The sequence below is a fragment of the Flavobacterium sp. genome (assembly GCF_004295795.1).
GTDB lineage: Bacteria > Bacteroidota > Bacteroidia > Flavobacteriales > Flavobacteriaceae > Flavobacterium.
The window spans coordinates 1-14,884 of the sequence record NZ_SEBR01000004.1; the positions used below are offsets into that span (position 1 = coordinate 1).

The 14,884-nt window shown below is 47.0% G+C and carries 16 protein-coding genes; 10 read left to right on the top strand and 6 right to left on the bottom strand.

All coding sequences use genetic code 11. The annotated features are described in order from the left end of the window. Positions 1 to 631 precede the first annotated feature (631 nt). From EOO49_RS03410 to EOO49_RS03425, 4 genes are all read right to left on the bottom strand, one after another. Positions 632 to 1,159, bottom strand: a complete 528-nt coding sequence (locus EOO49_RS03410) for a DUF4199 domain-containing protein (protein ID WP_290842756.1) — start codon at positions 1,157 to 1,159, stop codon at positions 632 to 634. A gap of 99 nt (positions 1,160 to 1,258) precedes the next feature. Then, complete coding sequence (locus EOO49_RS03415; RefSeq protein WP_290842759.1) at positions 1,259 to 1,720, bottom strand: response regulator transcription factor; 462 nt, start codon at positions 1,718 to 1,720, stop codon at positions 1,259 to 1,261. 18 nt (positions 1,721 to 1,738) lie between these two features. After that, positions 1,739 to 2,224, bottom strand: coding sequence for a hypothetical protein (locus EOO49_RS03420; RefSeq protein ID WP_290842761.1), 486 nt, complete (start codon positions 2,222 to 2,224; stop codon positions 1,739 to 1,741). 157 nt (positions 2,225 to 2,381) lie between these two features. Next, positions 2,382 to 2,702 (bottom strand): hypothetical protein, encoded by a 321-nt coding sequence (locus tag EOO49_RS03425; RefSeq protein WP_290842763.1) that lies wholly within the window; start codon positions 2,700 to 2,702, stop codon positions 2,382 to 2,384. Between the two features lie 139 nt (positions 2,703 to 2,841). Here EOO49_RS03425 and EOO49_RS03430 point away from each other — a divergent pair, with 139 nt between their 5' ends. From EOO49_RS03430 to sucD, 8 genes are all read left to right on the top strand, one after another. Further along, a complete protein-coding gene (locus EOO49_RS03430; RefSeq protein ID WP_290842765.1) occupies positions 2,842 to 4,077 on the top strand; it encodes an HD domain-containing protein in 1,236 nt (411 codons plus the stop codon). Between the two features lie 118 nt (positions 4,078 to 4,195). Then, on the top strand, positions 4,196 to 5,227 hold the full coding sequence (lpxD, locus tag EOO49_RS03435; protein ID WP_290842766.1) for a UDP-3-O-(3-hydroxymyristoyl)glucosamine N-acyltransferase: 1,032 nt from the start codon (positions 4,196 to 4,198) through the stop codon (positions 5,225 to 5,227). After that, positions 5,227 to 6,615 (top strand): bifunctional UDP-3-O-[3-hydroxymyristoyl] N-acetylglucosamine deacetylase/3-hydroxyacyl-ACP dehydratase, encoded by a 1,389-nt coding sequence (locus tag EOO49_RS03440; RefSeq protein WP_290842768.1) that lies wholly within the window; start codon positions 5,227 to 5,229, stop codon positions 6,613 to 6,615. The genes lpxD and EOO49_RS03440 overlap by 1 nt, the downstream gene beginning before the upstream one ends. A gap of 10 nt (positions 6,616 to 6,625) precedes the next feature. Continuing rightward, the gene (gene lpxA, locus EOO49_RS03445; RefSeq protein WP_290842770.1) at positions 6,626 to 7,411 is read left to right on the top strand and encodes an acyl-ACP--UDP-N-acetylglucosamine O-acyltransferase; all 786 of its coding nucleotides are present in this window, start codon (positions 6,626 to 6,628) and stop codon (positions 7,409 to 7,411) included. A 68-nt stretch (positions 7,412 to 7,479) separates the two neighbouring features. Beyond that, complete coding sequence (efp, locus tag EOO49_RS03450) at positions 7,480 to 8,046, top strand: elongation factor P (protein WP_290842772.1); 567 nt, start codon at positions 7,480 to 7,482, stop codon at positions 8,044 to 8,046. A gap of 93 nt (positions 8,047 to 8,139) precedes the next feature. Further along, positions 8,140 to 9,069: a UDP-3-O-(3-hydroxymyristoyl)glucosamine N-acyltransferase gene (locus tag EOO49_RS03455; RefSeq protein ID WP_290842773.1), complete on the top strand. Its 930-nt coding sequence runs from the start codon at positions 8,140 to 8,142 to the stop codon at positions 9,067 to 9,069. Then, positions 9,069 to 9,431: a nuclear transport factor 2 family protein gene (locus EOO49_RS03460; protein ID WP_290842775.1), complete on the top strand. Its 363-nt coding sequence runs from the start codon at positions 9,069 to 9,071 to the stop codon at positions 9,429 to 9,431. Before EOO49_RS03455 ends, EOO49_RS03460 begins: the two co-directional genes overlap by 1 nt. Positions 9,432 to 9,514: 83 nt before the next feature. Continuing rightward, entirely contained in the window at positions 9,515 to 10,387 is an 873-nt protein-coding gene (gene sucD, locus EOO49_RS03465; protein WP_290842777.1) for a succinate--CoA ligase subunit alpha, read from the top strand. Positions 10,388 to 10,549: 162 nt separating this feature from the next. Here the strand turns inward: sucD and EOO49_RS03470 are convergent, their stop codons facing one another. Then, a complete protein-coding gene (locus tag EOO49_RS03470; protein ID WP_290842779.1) occupies positions 10,550 to 11,272 on the bottom strand; it encodes a hypothetical protein in 723 nt (240 codons plus the stop codon). 155 nt (positions 11,273 to 11,427) lie between these two features. On the opposite strand from EOO49_RS03470, the gene fabG reads away from it, so the two are divergent. Next, entirely contained in the window at positions 11,428 to 12,174 is a 747-nt protein-coding gene (gene fabG, locus EOO49_RS03475; RefSeq protein WP_290842781.1) for a 3-oxoacyl-[acyl-carrier-protein] reductase, read from the top strand. 145 nt (positions 12,175 to 12,319) lie between these two features. Further along, positions 12,320 to 14,347 carry a hypothetical protein gene (locus EOO49_RS03480; protein ID WP_290842783.1) on the top strand — a complete coding sequence of 676 codons (2,028 nt, stop codon included), beginning with the start codon at positions 12,320 to 12,322 and terminating at the stop codon, positions 14,345 to 14,347. Here the strand turns inward: EOO49_RS03480 and EOO49_RS03485 are convergent. Continuing rightward, positions 14,344 to 14,841 carry a DinB family protein gene (locus EOO49_RS03485; RefSeq protein ID WP_290842785.1) on the bottom strand — a complete coding sequence of 166 codons (498 nt, stop codon included), beginning with the start codon at positions 14,839 to 14,841 and terminating at the stop codon, positions 14,344 to 14,346. The two genes, EOO49_RS03480 and EOO49_RS03485, sit on opposite strands and share 4 nt — an antisense overlap. Positions 14,842 to 14,884 lie beyond the last annotated feature (43 nt).

Here is a 14,884-nt window from a genome sequence, read left to right on the forward strand (position 1 = left end):
CGCCTCTTTTCCAAATTTCAAGGCTGTCAGGTCGCGTTTTTGGTTCGAGCCGCAAGGCCTTTTTGCTACTTTTGCGGCCAGGCAAAAGTAGTCCCGCGGAAGGCGACGAACTACAACATCCGGCAGCGAAGCTGCCGCAAACACAAAATGAGCGAAGCTCATTTTTTATTCGATATAGTTTGAGGCAAGAATTCCGGTTTCACAGAAAATAATAAAGGAAAAAGATTTTGTGATAAAAGAAAATAGCCCGGATAACGGCAACTAGCCTTTCGCAGAAAAAACCAAATTTTTCTAGATTTAAAACAGCGACCGCAGGAAGCTCGTTTTAAACCTAAGAAAAACTGGTTTTTTAAAGAAAGCTAGTGCCAGGTTAGCCGGAAAAAGCTCCCAAAAAATCGAAATAAAAGAAAATTTGTGAAAAGAGGAAATATATATAACAGAAAGAGGTTTCATAAAAATGAAACCTCTCTCATCAATAACCTAAATAACAAATAGAAATCTAATCGTTCTGATGTTGTTCTTCAGGCTCTTAAGTATTTATATCGCTATAATTACAAGTCTAAGTTACTTAAAAAGGACGCTATTTGTCAATCTGATTAACTTTTATTTAACCGCTGTGGAAACTTTGGTTTTACGATTTCAAGGACTTTCGCATCATCACTAGCGCCGCGATGATCGAAACAATGATGCCGAGCGGTAAAATTTCGAAATAGGTGAAAAGCACCACGCCGATAGGTGTCTCGTAAATTTCCCTGCTTTTGTCAAGTTCACTAATCACTTCGGCGATTTCGGCGGGCGATTTTCCGGATGCTTTGGCATTTTCCAGACTCGCAGCGGCGTACTTTTCGAAGAAATCGGGAATAAACACATAGTATTCGACAAGCCACGTCACCACGTAAAATGTCGAGGCAATGAACGCGATGAGCAATCCGACCTGGAGGGCTTTTGCGAAGGTTATCCTGCCATTTGAGACTTTGTCGCGATAGTGTTTGATTCCGACGAAGATGAATGCGAAAGCAATTAGCATCGATCCGAAACCGATGACCATTCCCCAAGGCCCGAACATCACTTTTTCCATGCCTATCAAAGCCATCGCAATAAGCATAAAGGCGACGATCGCGCCCGAAATCGATCCGAATTTCAATACTGTTTTTGTCATGTTGCTGATTTTGGTTATCGGGCAAAGATTAGGTTTGGCGCGGCTTTTCGGGTCATACTTTCGGGTGATTTTACCCAGATTCGAACTCGGGTAAGCCATTTACGGGATCAACCGAAGTTGTCTGGCCTTCTCGACAGCCTGCGTCCGTCGATTGACCTCGAGTTTTTCGAAAATATTGGAAGCGTGCGTTTTTATGGTGTTCAATGAGACGAAAAGCTGGGAGGCGATTTCCGTATTGCTGTGGCCTTTCGACATGAGTTGCAGCACTTCGAGTTCGCGTTTGCTGATTCCGATGGTTTGCAGCGCCGATTGATCCAAACAAAATTCTGCCGCACGCGCAATTTCCTTTTCTATCACGATTGTCTTGGGCTTCGCAAGTTTCAGTGTCACCCAAATTCCGATGGCCATAAAAAGCAAAGCCGATCCGCCGACCAAGATTTCGGTTCCGAAGTCGAAAAAGAAAAACCGGATTTCCAGAAATCTCAGGATTGCCAAGGCGACTCCCATGAAAATGGCATACGCTACAATTTCCTTGTTTCGGTTGACGAAATTGGGTTTCATGCGGCAAAGTTAGAAAAATCAGGAATGGGAAAGCAGCCGGTTTATTTCGTGGACCGGCAAATCTGTGTCGGCCAATTGCTTGAGGAAGATTTCGGAAGAATCGCCTTGTTGAATGTATTGCCTGATTTTACGGATGCGTTTCATGGTTTCAGCCGAAGTACGGCAATGTTCGCCTGCATATTCAGGCGCACTTTTATGGAAGAACTGCACTTGTCCGTTTTGGAATTTGAGGAAGTAAAGGTTTTCGACTTCGTTGTCGGGGAAAAAGTCGGCCCATTTCGCATAACCCGACCTGGTGCGCGAAGTCTTTCCATCAGATTCCACGAGACGCCATTTGCATTTGGCGGCGCGTCCCCAATGATTCGACTCGCGAAAGACGCCGTTTTCGTCAAACCAATACAGGCTTCCCGAGTTACTGGCGTAATCTGGTTTTCGATTTGGCGACTTTTCAGCTTTGAAAATGCAGAAAGTACTTTTGAAAAACGAATGTCTGTTGTATTCCATAAGAAAAATCCGATGTGCAAAACTATACAAAAACACATCAGGATTTTGGGTTTTGCAAGACCTAACAAATCTCGAAGATTTGTTAGGTCTGCAAAGTTCGGCCGTACAAACCAAATCCCATTACAGATTTCCTGTAAAAAATGTTAAAGCTGTCGAATCAGGGCTGAGGCGTCTTAGCTTTGCGCGTCGGCGGATTCAATGTGTCGTTGAGTCTTGGCGGAATGCCGCTGTTCGGCTGTGTCTTGACTGCCTGCGATTGGCCTTTTTGCTTGGCGCGCATTTCACCTTCGAGTTGTTTCTCGCTTGCGGTTCTTCCAACTTCCGACTTGGACGTTTTGGTTGCCGAACGCTCGACTTCCTGTTGTGCCGGACGAGGCGGTTCCTGTTGGATTCTATCTTGGTCGGCCTGTCCGTCCTGTTGCGCGCTTGCAACTGTAAAAAAAGCAAGCAGTGCTGCTGTGAAAATGAACTTTTTCATAATTGGTGTTTTATTTTGATAAAGGTAGATCGTACTTGTCTCAGCCGTCTTTCACGATTTACGGATTAACTTGGCTTTAACCCATGTGACCAAAGATTGGTAACGCTATTCGGGTTATATTTGCGCAAATCCTGTTTCTGTGGCCCAAACCAACAAACTCAAAATTTTAAACGATCCGATTTACGGGTTCATATCGATTCCGAATGCTCTTATTTATGACCTGATCGAGCATCCGTATTTTCAGAGACTCAGGAGAATTTCCCAAATGGGATTGTCCTATCTCGTGTATCCGGGCGCGCACCACACGCGTTTTCATCACGCTATCGGGGCGATGCACATCATGCAGCGAGCCATCGAGGTCTTGCGGTTCAAGGATGTGGAAATTTCCGAAGAGGAAGAAATTGCGCTCTTGGTTGCAATCCTGTTGCACGACATCGGCCACGGACCGTTTTCGCACGCGATGGAACACTCCATAGTGGAATCCGTAAACCACGAATCGATCTCGTTGCTGTTCATGGAAGAGCTGAACAGGCAGTTCGACGGGCAATTGTCTTTGGCTATCAAGGTTTTCAAAGGTGAATACCATCGCAAGTTCATGTTGCAGCTCATTTCGAGCCAACTGGATATGGATCGTATGGATTACCTTAAACGCGACAGTTTCTATACGGGAGTCGCCGAAGGAAACATCAATTCCGACCGATTGATCCAGATGATGAACGTCGTCGACGACACTTTGGTGATCGAGGAAAAAGGCATTTATTCGGTAGAGAAATTCCTTATGGCAAGGCGTCTCATGTATTGGCAAGCCTATCTGCACAAGACAAGTCTCGTCGCCGAATTGACTTTGATGAAAGCTTTGAAACGCGCCAAGGAATTGGTCGAAAAAGGGCAAAAGCTCGATTGTTCGGGCAACCTTCAGTTCTTCATGGAACATAAAGTGACGCTTGAAGATTTTGATGCCAACATACTGAAACGCTTTTCGATGCTCGACGATTACGACATTGTAAGTGCGCTCAAAAGCTGGCAATTTTGTGCCGATGTGATCCTGTCGGAATTGAGCCACATGATCGTCAACCGGGATTTGCTCAAGGTCAAGTTGTCTGCCGAAAAAATAACCAAGGAAGAAATCGACACTTATATAAGAGCGTGCGCCAAGGAAAAAGGCATTTCACTCGAAGACGCGCACTATTTCGTTTTCAAGGGCAAGATCAAAAATCAGGCATACAATAAGGAAGCCGAACCGATCCGCATTCTCAAGAAAGACAAAACCGTTGAAGACGTCGTCGAGGCATCGGACCAATTGAACCTCAAGGCACTGTCGAAACCCGTGACCAAATATTACGTGTGCTTTCCAAAACATCTGTCTGAAAAGTAGGTAGAAAACCAAATTTTTATATTTTTGTCGGGATGAAATGGTGGCAACCCAAATGTGGTTTTTTGCATCGATTTCATCGGGATTCCATTCTATGACAATGGAAATTTAATCAGATAGAATGAAATTCACAGCAGCTCAAATAGCAGGAATACTCGAAGGCGAAGTGGTGGGAAATCCCGAAGCGGAAGTCTCCAGACTCTCGAAGATCGAAGAGGGAACTCCGGGATCGTTGACCTTTCTTTCGAACCCGAAATACGAGAACTTTATCTATTCGACCCAGGCTTCGATCACGATCGTGAACACGACTTTCGAGCCTGAAACCGAAATCACTACGACACTTATCAAGGTTGCCGACGCTTACGGGGCGTTCACGCGCTTGCTCGAGGTTTACAATCAGGTAAAACTCAATAAGGTCGGGGTCGAACAGCCGTCGGTTATTTCTGACAATGTCCAGACGGGAGAAAATCTTTATTTGGGCAGTTTCAGTTACATCGGCGCGAATTCCGTCGTGGGAAATGACGTCAAGATTTATCCGAACGTTTTTATCGGCGACAATGTTTCTATCGGAAACAACGTCACGATTTTCGCCGGAGCCAAGATCTATTCCGAAACGGTGATCGGGAACGATTGTACGATCCATTCGGGCGCAATAATCGGTGCCGATGGTTTCGGATGGGCGCCAACCCCGGACGGTTCTTACAAAAAAGTACCGCAAATCGGCAATGTCGTGATCGAGGACAACGTCGACATAGGATCGTGTACGACAATCGATCGCGCGACAATGGGATCGACCATAATCCGAAAAGGCGTGAAACTCGACAACCAGATCCAGATCGCACATAATGTAGAAATCGGGGAAAACACGGTAATCGCAGCCCAAAGTGGCGTCGCCGGATCGACCAAAATAGGAAAGAACTGCATGATTGGCGGACAGGTCGGTATTGTTGGCCATCTGGTCATCGGAAACAATGTGAAAATACAGGCGCAATCGGGAATCGGCAAAAACATTCCTGACAACGAGACGCTTCAGGGCAGTCCGGCGTTCCATCTTCCCGAATACATGAAGTCTTATGTCCATTTCAAGAATCTGCCAAAGATCGCTTCGGACATAGACGAACTCAAAAAGACACTAAACCAAAAAAACACATAATGGTTAAACAAACAACCATAAAGAATGAAGTTTCACTTACCGGAGTAGGTCTTCATACCGGTAAGGACGTAAAAATGACCTTCAAGCCCGCGCCCGTGAACAACGGGTATACTTTTGTCAGGGTAGACCTTGAAGGAAGTCCGGTCATCGAAGCCGATGCCAGTTACGTCGTAAACACGCAAAGAGGTACGAACCTTGAGAAATTGGGCGTCAAGATCCAGACTTCAGAGCACGTTTTGGCGGCGCTTGTCGGATGCGATGTAGACAACGTCATAATCGAGCTTGATGCTTCGGAACCGCCAATCATGGACGGATCGTCGAAGTATTTCGTCGAGGCCATCGAGGAAGCCGGAATCGTGCAACAAGATGCCGAACGGTACTACTACACGGTGAAAGAGGTGATTTCGTTTACCGACGAAGCTTCCGGAAGCGAGATTCTGGTGATGCCGGCCGACGAATATCAGGTCACGACGATGGTCGATTTCGGTACGAAAGTGCTGGGAACGCAAAACGCCAATCTCAAAAGCATTTCAGACTTCAAGGCCGAAATCGCAAACGCGAGAACTTTCAGTTTCCTTCACGAACTCGAGACGTTGCTGGACAACGGATTGATCAAAGGAGGCGATCTCAACAACGCCATCGTGTATGTCGACAAGGAGATTTCAGAGAAGACTATGGAAAACCTCAAGACGGCTTTCGGGAAAGAGAAGATTTCGGTCAAGCCGAACGGAATCCTCGACAACCTGACGCTTCATTATCCAAACGAGGCCGCACGCCACAAATTGCTTGACGTAATCGGCGATCTGGCACTTATCGGAACCCGCATCAAAGGCAAGATCATCGCGAACAAACCGGGACATTTCGTCAACACGCAATTCGCCAAAAAGATGCAGAAACTCATCAAGATCGAGCAGCGCAACCAAATTCCGACGTTCGATATCTACAAAGATCCGCTCATGGACGTGAACAAGATCATGTCGATGTTGCCGCACCGTCCGCCGTTTTTGCTTGTCGACAAAATCCTTGAGATGAGCGACACGCATGTCGTGGGACTCAAGAACGTGACGATGAACGAGAGCTTTTTCGTCGGACACTTTCCTGGCGCGCCGGTAATGCCGGGCGTTTTGATCGTCGAGGCGATGGCGCAGTGCGGAGGAATCCTTATTTTGAGTTCGGTTCCGGATCCTGAAAATTACCTCACGTATTTCATGAAGATCGACAACGTGAAATTCAAGCAGAAAGTAATGCCGGGCGATACGCTTGTGTTCGACTGTAAGCTGATTTCCCCGATCCGTCGTGGAATCTGTCACATGTCGGCCAGCGCCTATGCCAACAACAAATTGGTTGCCGAAGCCGAGCTAATGGCGCAGATCGCCAAAATCAGTTAAAAGACACACTATGAATCAGCCATTGGCATTCGTCCATCCGGGCGCGAAAATAGCAAAGAACGTCGTGATCGAACCTTTCACGACCATTCACAACAACGTCGTCATAGGCGACGGAACCTGGATCGGTTCGAACGTCACCATCATGGAAGGCGCCCGAATCGGCAAGAACTGTAATATTTTTCCGGGCGCGGTCATTTCGGCCGTTCCTCAGGATTTGAAGTTCGGAGGCGAGGATTCACTTGCGATCATCGGCGACAATTGCACGATCCGCGAGTGCGTTACCATCAACCGCGGCACGATCGCTTCGGGACAAACGGTGATCGGGGACAACTGCCTTATCATGGCCACTGCCCACGTCGCACACGATTGTCATATCGGACACAACGCGATTATCGTGAACGGCGTTTTGCTTGGCGGACATGTTTCGATAGGCAATTACGCGATCATCGGTGGCCTTTCGGCTGTACATCAATTTATCAGTGTGGGCGATCACGCGATGATTTCCGGCGGATCTTTGTTGCGAAAAGACGTTCCGCCTTACACCAAGGCAGCGAAGGAACCGCTTTCGTATGTCGGAATCAACTCCGTAGGTTTGAGAAGAAGAGGTTTTTCATCTGAAAAAATCAGGGAAATCCAGGAGATTTACAGGATAATGTACCAAAAGAATTACAATACCTCTCAGGCCTTGGGAATCATCGAAGGCGAATTCGAGGCAACGCCGGAACGCGATGAGATCATCATGTTTATCCGGAATTCCTCTCGCGGCATCATGAAAGGGTATTCAGGAGGATATTGAGACGAAACTGCCACGCGCAGTCGGATGAATGCAAACAACGAATTTAGAATAACGAATAACGAAATATAATGGCAAGTACATCAGATATCCGCAACGGATTGTGCATCAAGTTCAACCACGACATCTACAAAATCATCGAATTCCTTCACGTGAAGCCTGGAAAAGGTCCGGCTTTCGTGCGTACGAAACTCAAAAGTCTTACGAACGGGAAAGTGCTTGACAACACGTTTTCGGCAGGTCACAAAATTGACGAGGTACGTGTGGAAACGCATGAATTCCAATTCTTGTATGCCGAAGGTGACGCCTACAACTTCATGCACACTGAAACTTACGAACAAATCGCTTTGGGCAAGGAAATCCTTGATGCGCCCCAACTTTTGAAAGAAGGTTCAACGGTAAAGGTGATCATCAATGCAGAAACGGAAGCGCCTTTGTCAGTAGACATGCCGGCTTCGGTAGTCCTTGAAGTGACTTATTCAGAACCGGGAGCAAAAGGAAACACGGCGACCAACGCGACAAAACCTGCGAAAGTCGAGACCGGAGCATCGGTGAACGTGCCGCTTTTCATCAACGAAGGCGACAAGATCAAGATCGATACAGCTACGGGCGCTTACATGGAACGCGTCAAAGAATAATTTGAAAATGTGCGAATTCGGAAATTTTGAAAAGAAAAGCAGCCTGAGAACTCATTTCCAAATTTCCGGATTTTCAAATTACCTCATTACAAAATGAAATTCCCAAAAGTACAGTCGCTCGAGGAAATCGCCGAAATCATCGGTTCGGAATTCGTTGGAAGTGCAGATTTTCCGGTTCACGGCATGAACGAGATTCACGTAGTTGAGCCTGGAGACATCGTATTTGTCGACCATCCGAAGTATTACGACAAGGCTTTGCAATCGGCGGCGACCGTCATTCTGATCAACAAGAAAGTCGATTGTCCTGACGGGAAAGCGCTTTTGGTTTCAGACGATCCGTTTCGCGACTTCAACAAACTCACGCGACATTTCAGGCCTTTCGTCCCGGCTTCCGTTGCCATTTCGGAATCGGCCAGGATAGGCGAGGGCACGGTCATACAGCCGAACGTATTCATCGGACACAACGTCTCGATCGGGAAAAACTGCGTCATTTATGCCAATGTCTCGATTTACGACAACGCGGTCATTGGCGACAATGTGACCATCCATTCCGGAACCGTACTTGGTGCCGATGCATTTTACTACAAAAAACGTCCCGAAGGTTTCGACAAACTGCTGTCCGGAGGACGCGTAGTCATAAAGGACAACGTCTGTCTCGGAGCGCTTTGCACGATAGACAAAGGCGTTAGCGGTGACACGACAATTGGTGATGGAACAAAAATCGACAATCAGGTACACGTGGGGCACGACACGGTGATCGGAAAGAAATGCCTGATCGCGGCACAAACCGGAATTGCGGGCTGCGTGATCATCGAGGACGAGGTAACGATTTGGGGACAAGTCGGAATACGAAGCGGCATCACGATCGAATCCAAGGCCGAGATTTTCGCCCAAAGCGGGATTTCCAAAACGCTCGAAGGCGGAAAACAATATTGGGGAACGCCGGCACAAGAAGCGCGCGAAGCCATGAAACAGCTCGCAGGTATTCGCTATCTTCCCGAAATTATCAAAAAACTGAAATAATGGGACCAAAGAAATTCGTCCAACAGTTCTACAAATCAGATGCGCTGATCGACCCAGAAGTCATGTCGGCCTACATCCATCCCGAAATCGAGATCGAATGGCAAAGCAGCAAAGGCCTTATCGTGCTCGATCGCCAGAAACTTCTTGATTTGACAACCGAACTCGGCCGCGCCTATATGCGATCAAAAGCCCGGATTTCGCATCTGCTCCAGGAAGGGAATTTCGTTACTGTGCGTTACGACCACTATATCAAGACGATAGAGAATCCGCGCGAGGAAATGTTGCTGGCGCATTTTGTGGTTATCTGGGAACTCAAGGACGACAAGTTGTACCGCGGTTACCAAATCAGTCAGGTTTCCTGAAAAAATTGAACCAACAATAACCTAAATATCGGTGTGAAAGCCTTATTTTTGCATCCGAAATCAAACCTAATAACAGAACTCCAATGAGCGTTTTAGTCAATAAGAATTCCAAAATAATCGTACAAGGATTTACAGGCAGCGAAGGAACTTTCCACGCTTCACAAATGATTGAATACGGAACGAACGTCGTAGGCGGCGTAACTCCCGGAAAGGGTGGAAGCACGCACCTTGACCGTCCGGTTTTCAACACGGTGAAAGACGCGGTAGACCAGGCCGGTGCCGATACCACAATCATCTTCGTTCCGCCAGCCTTCGCAGCAGACGCCATCATGGAAGCTGCCGATGCCGGAATCAAGGTCATCATCACGATCACCGAAGGAATTCCTGTTGCAGACATGGTAAAAGCATACGATTACATCCAAGGAAAAGAGTGCCGATTGATCGGGCCGAACTGTCCGGGCGTAATCACTCCTGAGGAAGCGAAAGTAGGGATCATGCCAGGTTTTGTTTTCAAGAAAGGCAAGGTCGGAATCGTTTCCAAATCGGGAACTTTGACTTATGAAGCGGCAGATCAGGTCGTTAAACAAGGTCTTGGAATCACGACTGCCATCGGAATCGGTGGCGATCCGATCATCGGAACAACCACTAAAGAAGCGGTCGAATTGTTGATGAACGATCCGGAAACCGAAGCGATCATCATGATTGGTGAGATTGGTGGACAACTTGAGGCAGACGCCGCAAAATGGATCAAAGCCGACGGAAACCGCAAGCCGGTAATCGGGTTCATCGCCGGAGAATCCGCACCGAAAGGACGCACGATGGGTCACGCCGGAGCAATCGTCGGTGGTGCTGACGACACGGCTCAAGCCAAAAAACAGATCATGCGCGACAACGGTATTTTCGTGGTCGATTCACCTGCCGAAATCGGAAAGAAAGTGAAAGAAGTTTTGGGATAATTCCCGAATCAGCATAGAAAACGCCTCGCAACTTCGCGGGGCTTTTTTAATTGGCGACATCGGATTTTACCTTCGAATCATCAGATACATTGAACGCCACAAACGCGCTAATCTAGATTATTCGTGTATTCGTATCGGTTGAAAATCAGACAGCAAGAAAATTCAATTATTGTAGTAAACGCTGTCCCAAATACTCGCATTGAATTTCTTGCCAAGCATAAAGAAACTGTACATTCCGACGGCGAAGATCGACTTGAAAGCGAACAAAAACACAATCATATTGGCCAGCGGAACCGCTTTGCCAAGTTTGGTTTCGGGTGTGAGCCAAGTCAAAAACAGGCTGATCGCGATTGTTGCCAAAGTGAACGTGAGCAAGTTTCGGTAGGGCCAAACCATCAGTTTCCGCGACGCTTTCAGATCGTTTCCCCATTTGTGGATCAGGTAAAAATAACCGTTTCCGACAGGCGCGAACAAAAGCGGATCGTCATAATTCTTCAATTGGAACGTCTTGGTAGGAGCGACGATATGGAAACCGCCGAGTCTGGTGTCGTGTATTTTTTCGATTTGTCGGATGTGGGAAACGGCTTCCTCGGGAATACCGCCTTTGAAATACTGCGTCGGAAGAAATCTCAGTCGGTAATCGATACATATTTTTCGGATCTGGTCGATGTGGAAAATCCGGTCAAAATCCATCTGTTGGAAATCCAGGTTATTGGAGTCGGTTTCATTTCCGAAAAACAAAGTGTCCCGAATTTGTGTGCGATGCGATTCATTCTGCTGCAAAATTTGAGAAACCTGTTCCAGAACCAAATTTTCATCTGTTTGCTTACTCCTGATTTTGAGCAACTCCCGCTCGAGATCTATCGTTTTTTTCCAAAATTCCATATCCATCCGATCTTAAGCCTAAAGGTAAAAAGGAATCGTCGAAACACTCACTCGACTATTGTTAAAAAACCTTATGGAAACTTTAGGAAATCGCACTTTCCACGCTTTCAATTATTGCTATATTTGACTTGCAAATCAACTTTACCAAAATTAAAATGAAGTTACTAGAAGGAAAAACGGCCATCATCACGGGCGCCAGCCGCGGCATCGGGAAAGGGATCGCCGAGGCTTTCGCCAAACACGGAGCCAACGTTGCGTTCACATATAGTTCATCGGTAGAATCGGCAAAAGCGCTCGAGGACACTTTGAACGCGATGGGCGTCAGGGCCAAAGGATATCAATCCGATGCAGCCGATTTCAGTCAGGCACAAACGTTCGTCGATTCGGTCCTGGCCGAATTCGGAACCGTCGACATCTTGATAAACAACGCCGGAATCACCAAGGACAACCTTTTGATGCGAATGCCGGAAGAGGATTTCGACAAAGTCATAAACGTAAACCTGAAATCTATTTTCAACATGACCAAAGCCGTGCAGAAAACGATGTTGAAAAACCGTTCGGGATCGATCATCAACATGAGTTCGGTCGTTGGCGTCAAAGGAAATGCGGGCCAGGCGAATTACGCGGCTTCAAAGGCCGGAGCGATCGGCTTTACGAAATCGGTGGCTTTGGAACTTGGATCGCGAAACATCCGTTGCAACGCGATCGCACCTGGATTCATCGAGACCGAGATGACCGGAAAACTCAACGAGGACGTCGTGCAAGGTTGGAGAGACAGCATCCCGTTGAAGCGCGGCGGAACGCCTGAAGATGTCGCAAACGCATGTCTTTTCCTGGCTTCGGACCTGAGCGCTTACGTGACTGGACAAGTCCTGAACGTAGACGGAGGAATGTTGACCTGAAAGTCTTGAAATCATAGAAAAGAGCTGCCGTTTTGGTGGCTTTTTTTATTTTCTGACGTTCATAAAAAGTGGATAACACCACGCAAACCCTTGTGAATCCCGCATTTTTATACTTATCTTGGTTTTTCTAAATTCATTGGCGAATATGACGGCGATTACGGTTCTAATGCTCTTGCTCTCAATTGTTTTGGCGGCCGGATTGTCATTTTACCACTATCTTTTCAAAGCGGGAAAACGCAGCAGGACGACTCTTTTGCTCGCGATTTTGCGTTTCATCACGATTTTTGGCGTGCTTTTGCTTTTGATCAATCCGAAAGTCGCCAAGAGCACTTACGAAACCGAAAAAACGCCATTGGCCATCGCGGTCGACAATTCCGCATCCATCGGCGATTTGAAAGCCGACGCAGCCGCGCTTGAAGTCTACAAGAAACTGTCCGAAGACTCGCGCCTCAAGGATAAATTTGAGATGCAGTCGTATGGTTTTTCATCCGATTTTGAACCTTCGGAAACCTTTGATTTTAAAGGAAAGCAGACGAATCTGGACGAAGTGGCGCGCAATCTGAAGAGCATTTACCGCAACAGGAAATATCCGACCGTCTTGATTTCTGACGGAAACCAGACCGAGGGAAGCGATTACGTGTACAGTTTCCAGTCTGAAAATAGAGTTTATCCGATAATTCTCGGCGACACGACCGCATTCCTCGATTTGCGAGTGATGCAGGTCAACGTCAACAAATATGCTTTCCACAAGAACAAATTTCCGGTCGAGGTTTTCCTGCAATATTCCGGAAATAAGGCCGTGAACGCGACTTTCAGTATTTCCAAAGGTTCTAACGTGCTCGCGAAACAGACGATTTCGTTTTCGCCTTCAAAGCGTTCGGAAGTCGTGAACTTGCTGCTTCCGGCCGATAATGTCGGGTTACAGGTTTTCAAGGCGAACCTGTCTTCGTCCGAAGCCGAGAAAAACACTTACAACAACACCAAGAATTTTGCCGTCGAAGTAATTGACCAACGCACTGAAATCGCCATCGTATCGACTCAAAGCCATCCGGATCTAGGCGCTTTGAAACGCGCCATCGAATCGAATTCTCAACGAAAAGTCACGATCGTCAAACCGAATGCGATAGGCGATCTAAGAAATTACAACGTACTTGTCCTGTACCAACCGACGCCAGAATTCCGACAGCTTTTCGAAGCCAACAAAAATGCGGGAATCAACACCTTCACGATCACGGGCGACAATACTGACTACAATCTACTGAACCAAAACCAGACGAATCTCGAGTTCCGCATGAGTGCTTCCAAAGAAGATTTTATGGCGGCCTTCGACTCCGGATTCAACCTTTTCGCTATAGACAATATGGGTTTTGAATCGCTTCCGCCTTTGGAAAATGCCTTTGGGACGGTTTCGGTCAAAGGAAATGCGAACACGCTTTTGAATGCTACGATCCGCGGTATCGACGCCGGTTCGCCCATGCTGACTTTTTTCGAGAACAATGGCAAGAGATCGGCTTACCTTTTGGGAGAAGGCATTTGGAAATGGCGGCTGCAATCGCACATCGACAACAAATCTTTCGAGAAATTCGATCTTTTCGCCGACAAGATCATCCAATATCTGGCGTCGGACAACTCGCGCAAATCGCTTGTCGTAAACCACGAAAGTTTCTACAATTCCGGAGAAGCGATCGCGATCACGGCGCAATTTTTCAACAAGAACTACGAATTTGACGAGAATGCGCGCTTGACGATTTCGGTCACGAACAGAAATTCTAAGCAAACCAAGAAGTACGATCTGCTCAAGACCAACAACGCTTACAAAGTCAACCTCGACGGACTCGCGGCTGGCCAATACGATTTTTCGGTTCGCGAACTCAATTCGAACACGAACTACAAAGGCTACTTCGAAATTCTGGACTTTGACATCGAAAAACAATTCGTCAATCCTGATGTATTGAAATTGAACCAATTGGCAAGCCAGACTTCGGCCAAAGCTTTTATGCCGGATCAGGTTGAGGAACTCGTGAAATCGCTTCTCGAAAACCAGGATTACAAAACCGTCGAAAAGCAAATCACCAAGAAAATTCCGCTGATCGACAGTTTGCTGATGCTGATTTTGATCGCATGCACGCTAGCCGCCGAATGGTTCATCCGCAAGTACAACGGAATGCTCTAGAAATTCCTGTCGTCGGCACTTGGCCCGTAAATCGACGGTACCGGAATCTCGTTCATGCGCATGTAAACCGTGAGTTGCCCGCGGTGATGGATCCAGTGATTTATCGCTGTTGCTATGTCCTGTTTTTTTGGAGCCGAATACAATTCCTGTCCGTCGTTTTTTAAGGTGAAATTTCCCGAAAGTTTCTCGTCCGTGGCTTCATTCAGGCTTTTTTCTGCTTTTTTCAGATTCGCTTCAAAGTACGAAACCAGGTCGTCATTGGTCTTGATCTCAGGTTGGTTGAAAGTCTTGAAATCGATTTCTCCCACGTCGATCATATAGGAAATCCAAAGCGGTATCTGGGCGACCAAGACCGCGAGATATCCCATTTCCATAGAGGTCGGATGCGGTTTGAACGCGAAATGTTTGGCCTCGATGCGCTCCAGGCATTTTTGGGTCGAAGGGATTTCGAGTTTCAATTCTTCGAGAATCCGGGTTGAAAATGTGGTTGCCATGGCGTTGTTTTTCTTCAAGTTACGAATTCCAAACCTTCCTTAA

Coding starts and splice junctions, on each gene's coding strand:
- EOO49_RS03410 (WP_290842756.1), bottom strand. CDS start 1,159: ATGACAAAAACAGTATTGAAATTCGGATCGATTTCGGGCGCGATCGTC.
- EOO49_RS03415 (WP_290842759.1), bottom strand. CDS start 1,720: ATGAAACCCAATTTCGTCAACCGAAACAAGGAAATTGTAGCGTATGCC.
- EOO49_RS03420 (WP_290842761.1), bottom strand. CDS start 2,224: ATGGAATACAACAGACATTCGTTTTTCAAAAGTACTTTCTGCATTTTC.
- EOO49_RS03425 (WP_290842763.1), bottom strand. CDS start 2,702: ATGAAAAAGTTCATTTTCACAGCAGCACTGCTTGCTTTTTTTACAGTT.
- lpxD (WP_290842766.1), top strand. CDS start 4,196: ATGAAATTCACAGCAGCTCAAATAGCAGGAATACTCGAAGGCGAAGTG.
- EOO49_RS03440 (WP_290842768.1), top strand. CDS start 5,227: ATGGTTAAACAAACAACCATAAAGAATGAAGTTTCACTTACCGGAGTA.
- lpxA (WP_290842770.1), top strand. CDS start 6,626: ATGAATCAGCCATTGGCATTCGTCCATCCGGGCGCGAAAATAGCAAAG.
- efp (WP_290842772.1), top strand. CDS start 7,480: ATGGCAAGTACATCAGATATCCGCAACGGATTGTGCATCAAGTTCAAC.
- EOO49_RS03455 (WP_290842773.1), top strand. CDS start 8,140: ATGAAATTCCCAAAAGTACAGTCGCTCGAGGAAATCGCCGAAATCATC.
- EOO49_RS03460 (WP_290842775.1), top strand. CDS start 9,069: ATGGGACCAAAGAAATTCGTCCAACAGTTCTACAAATCAGATGCGCTG.
- sucD (WP_290842777.1), top strand. CDS start 9,515: ATGAGCGTTTTAGTCAATAAGAATTCCAAAATAATCGTACAAGGATTT.
- EOO49_RS03470 (WP_290842779.1), bottom strand. CDS start 11,272: ATGGAATTTTGGAAAAAAACGATAGATCTCGAGCGGGAGTTGCTCAAA.
- fabG (WP_290842781.1), top strand. CDS start 11,428: ATGAAGTTACTAGAAGGAAAAACGGCCATCATCACGGGCGCCAGCCGC.
- EOO49_RS03480 (WP_290842783.1), top strand. CDS start 12,320: ATGACGGCGATTACGGTTCTAATGCTCTTGCTCTCAATTGTTTTGGCG.
- EOO49_RS03485 (WP_290842785.1), bottom strand. CDS start 14,841: ATGGCAACCACATTTTCAACCCGGATTCTCGAAGAATTGAAACTCGAA.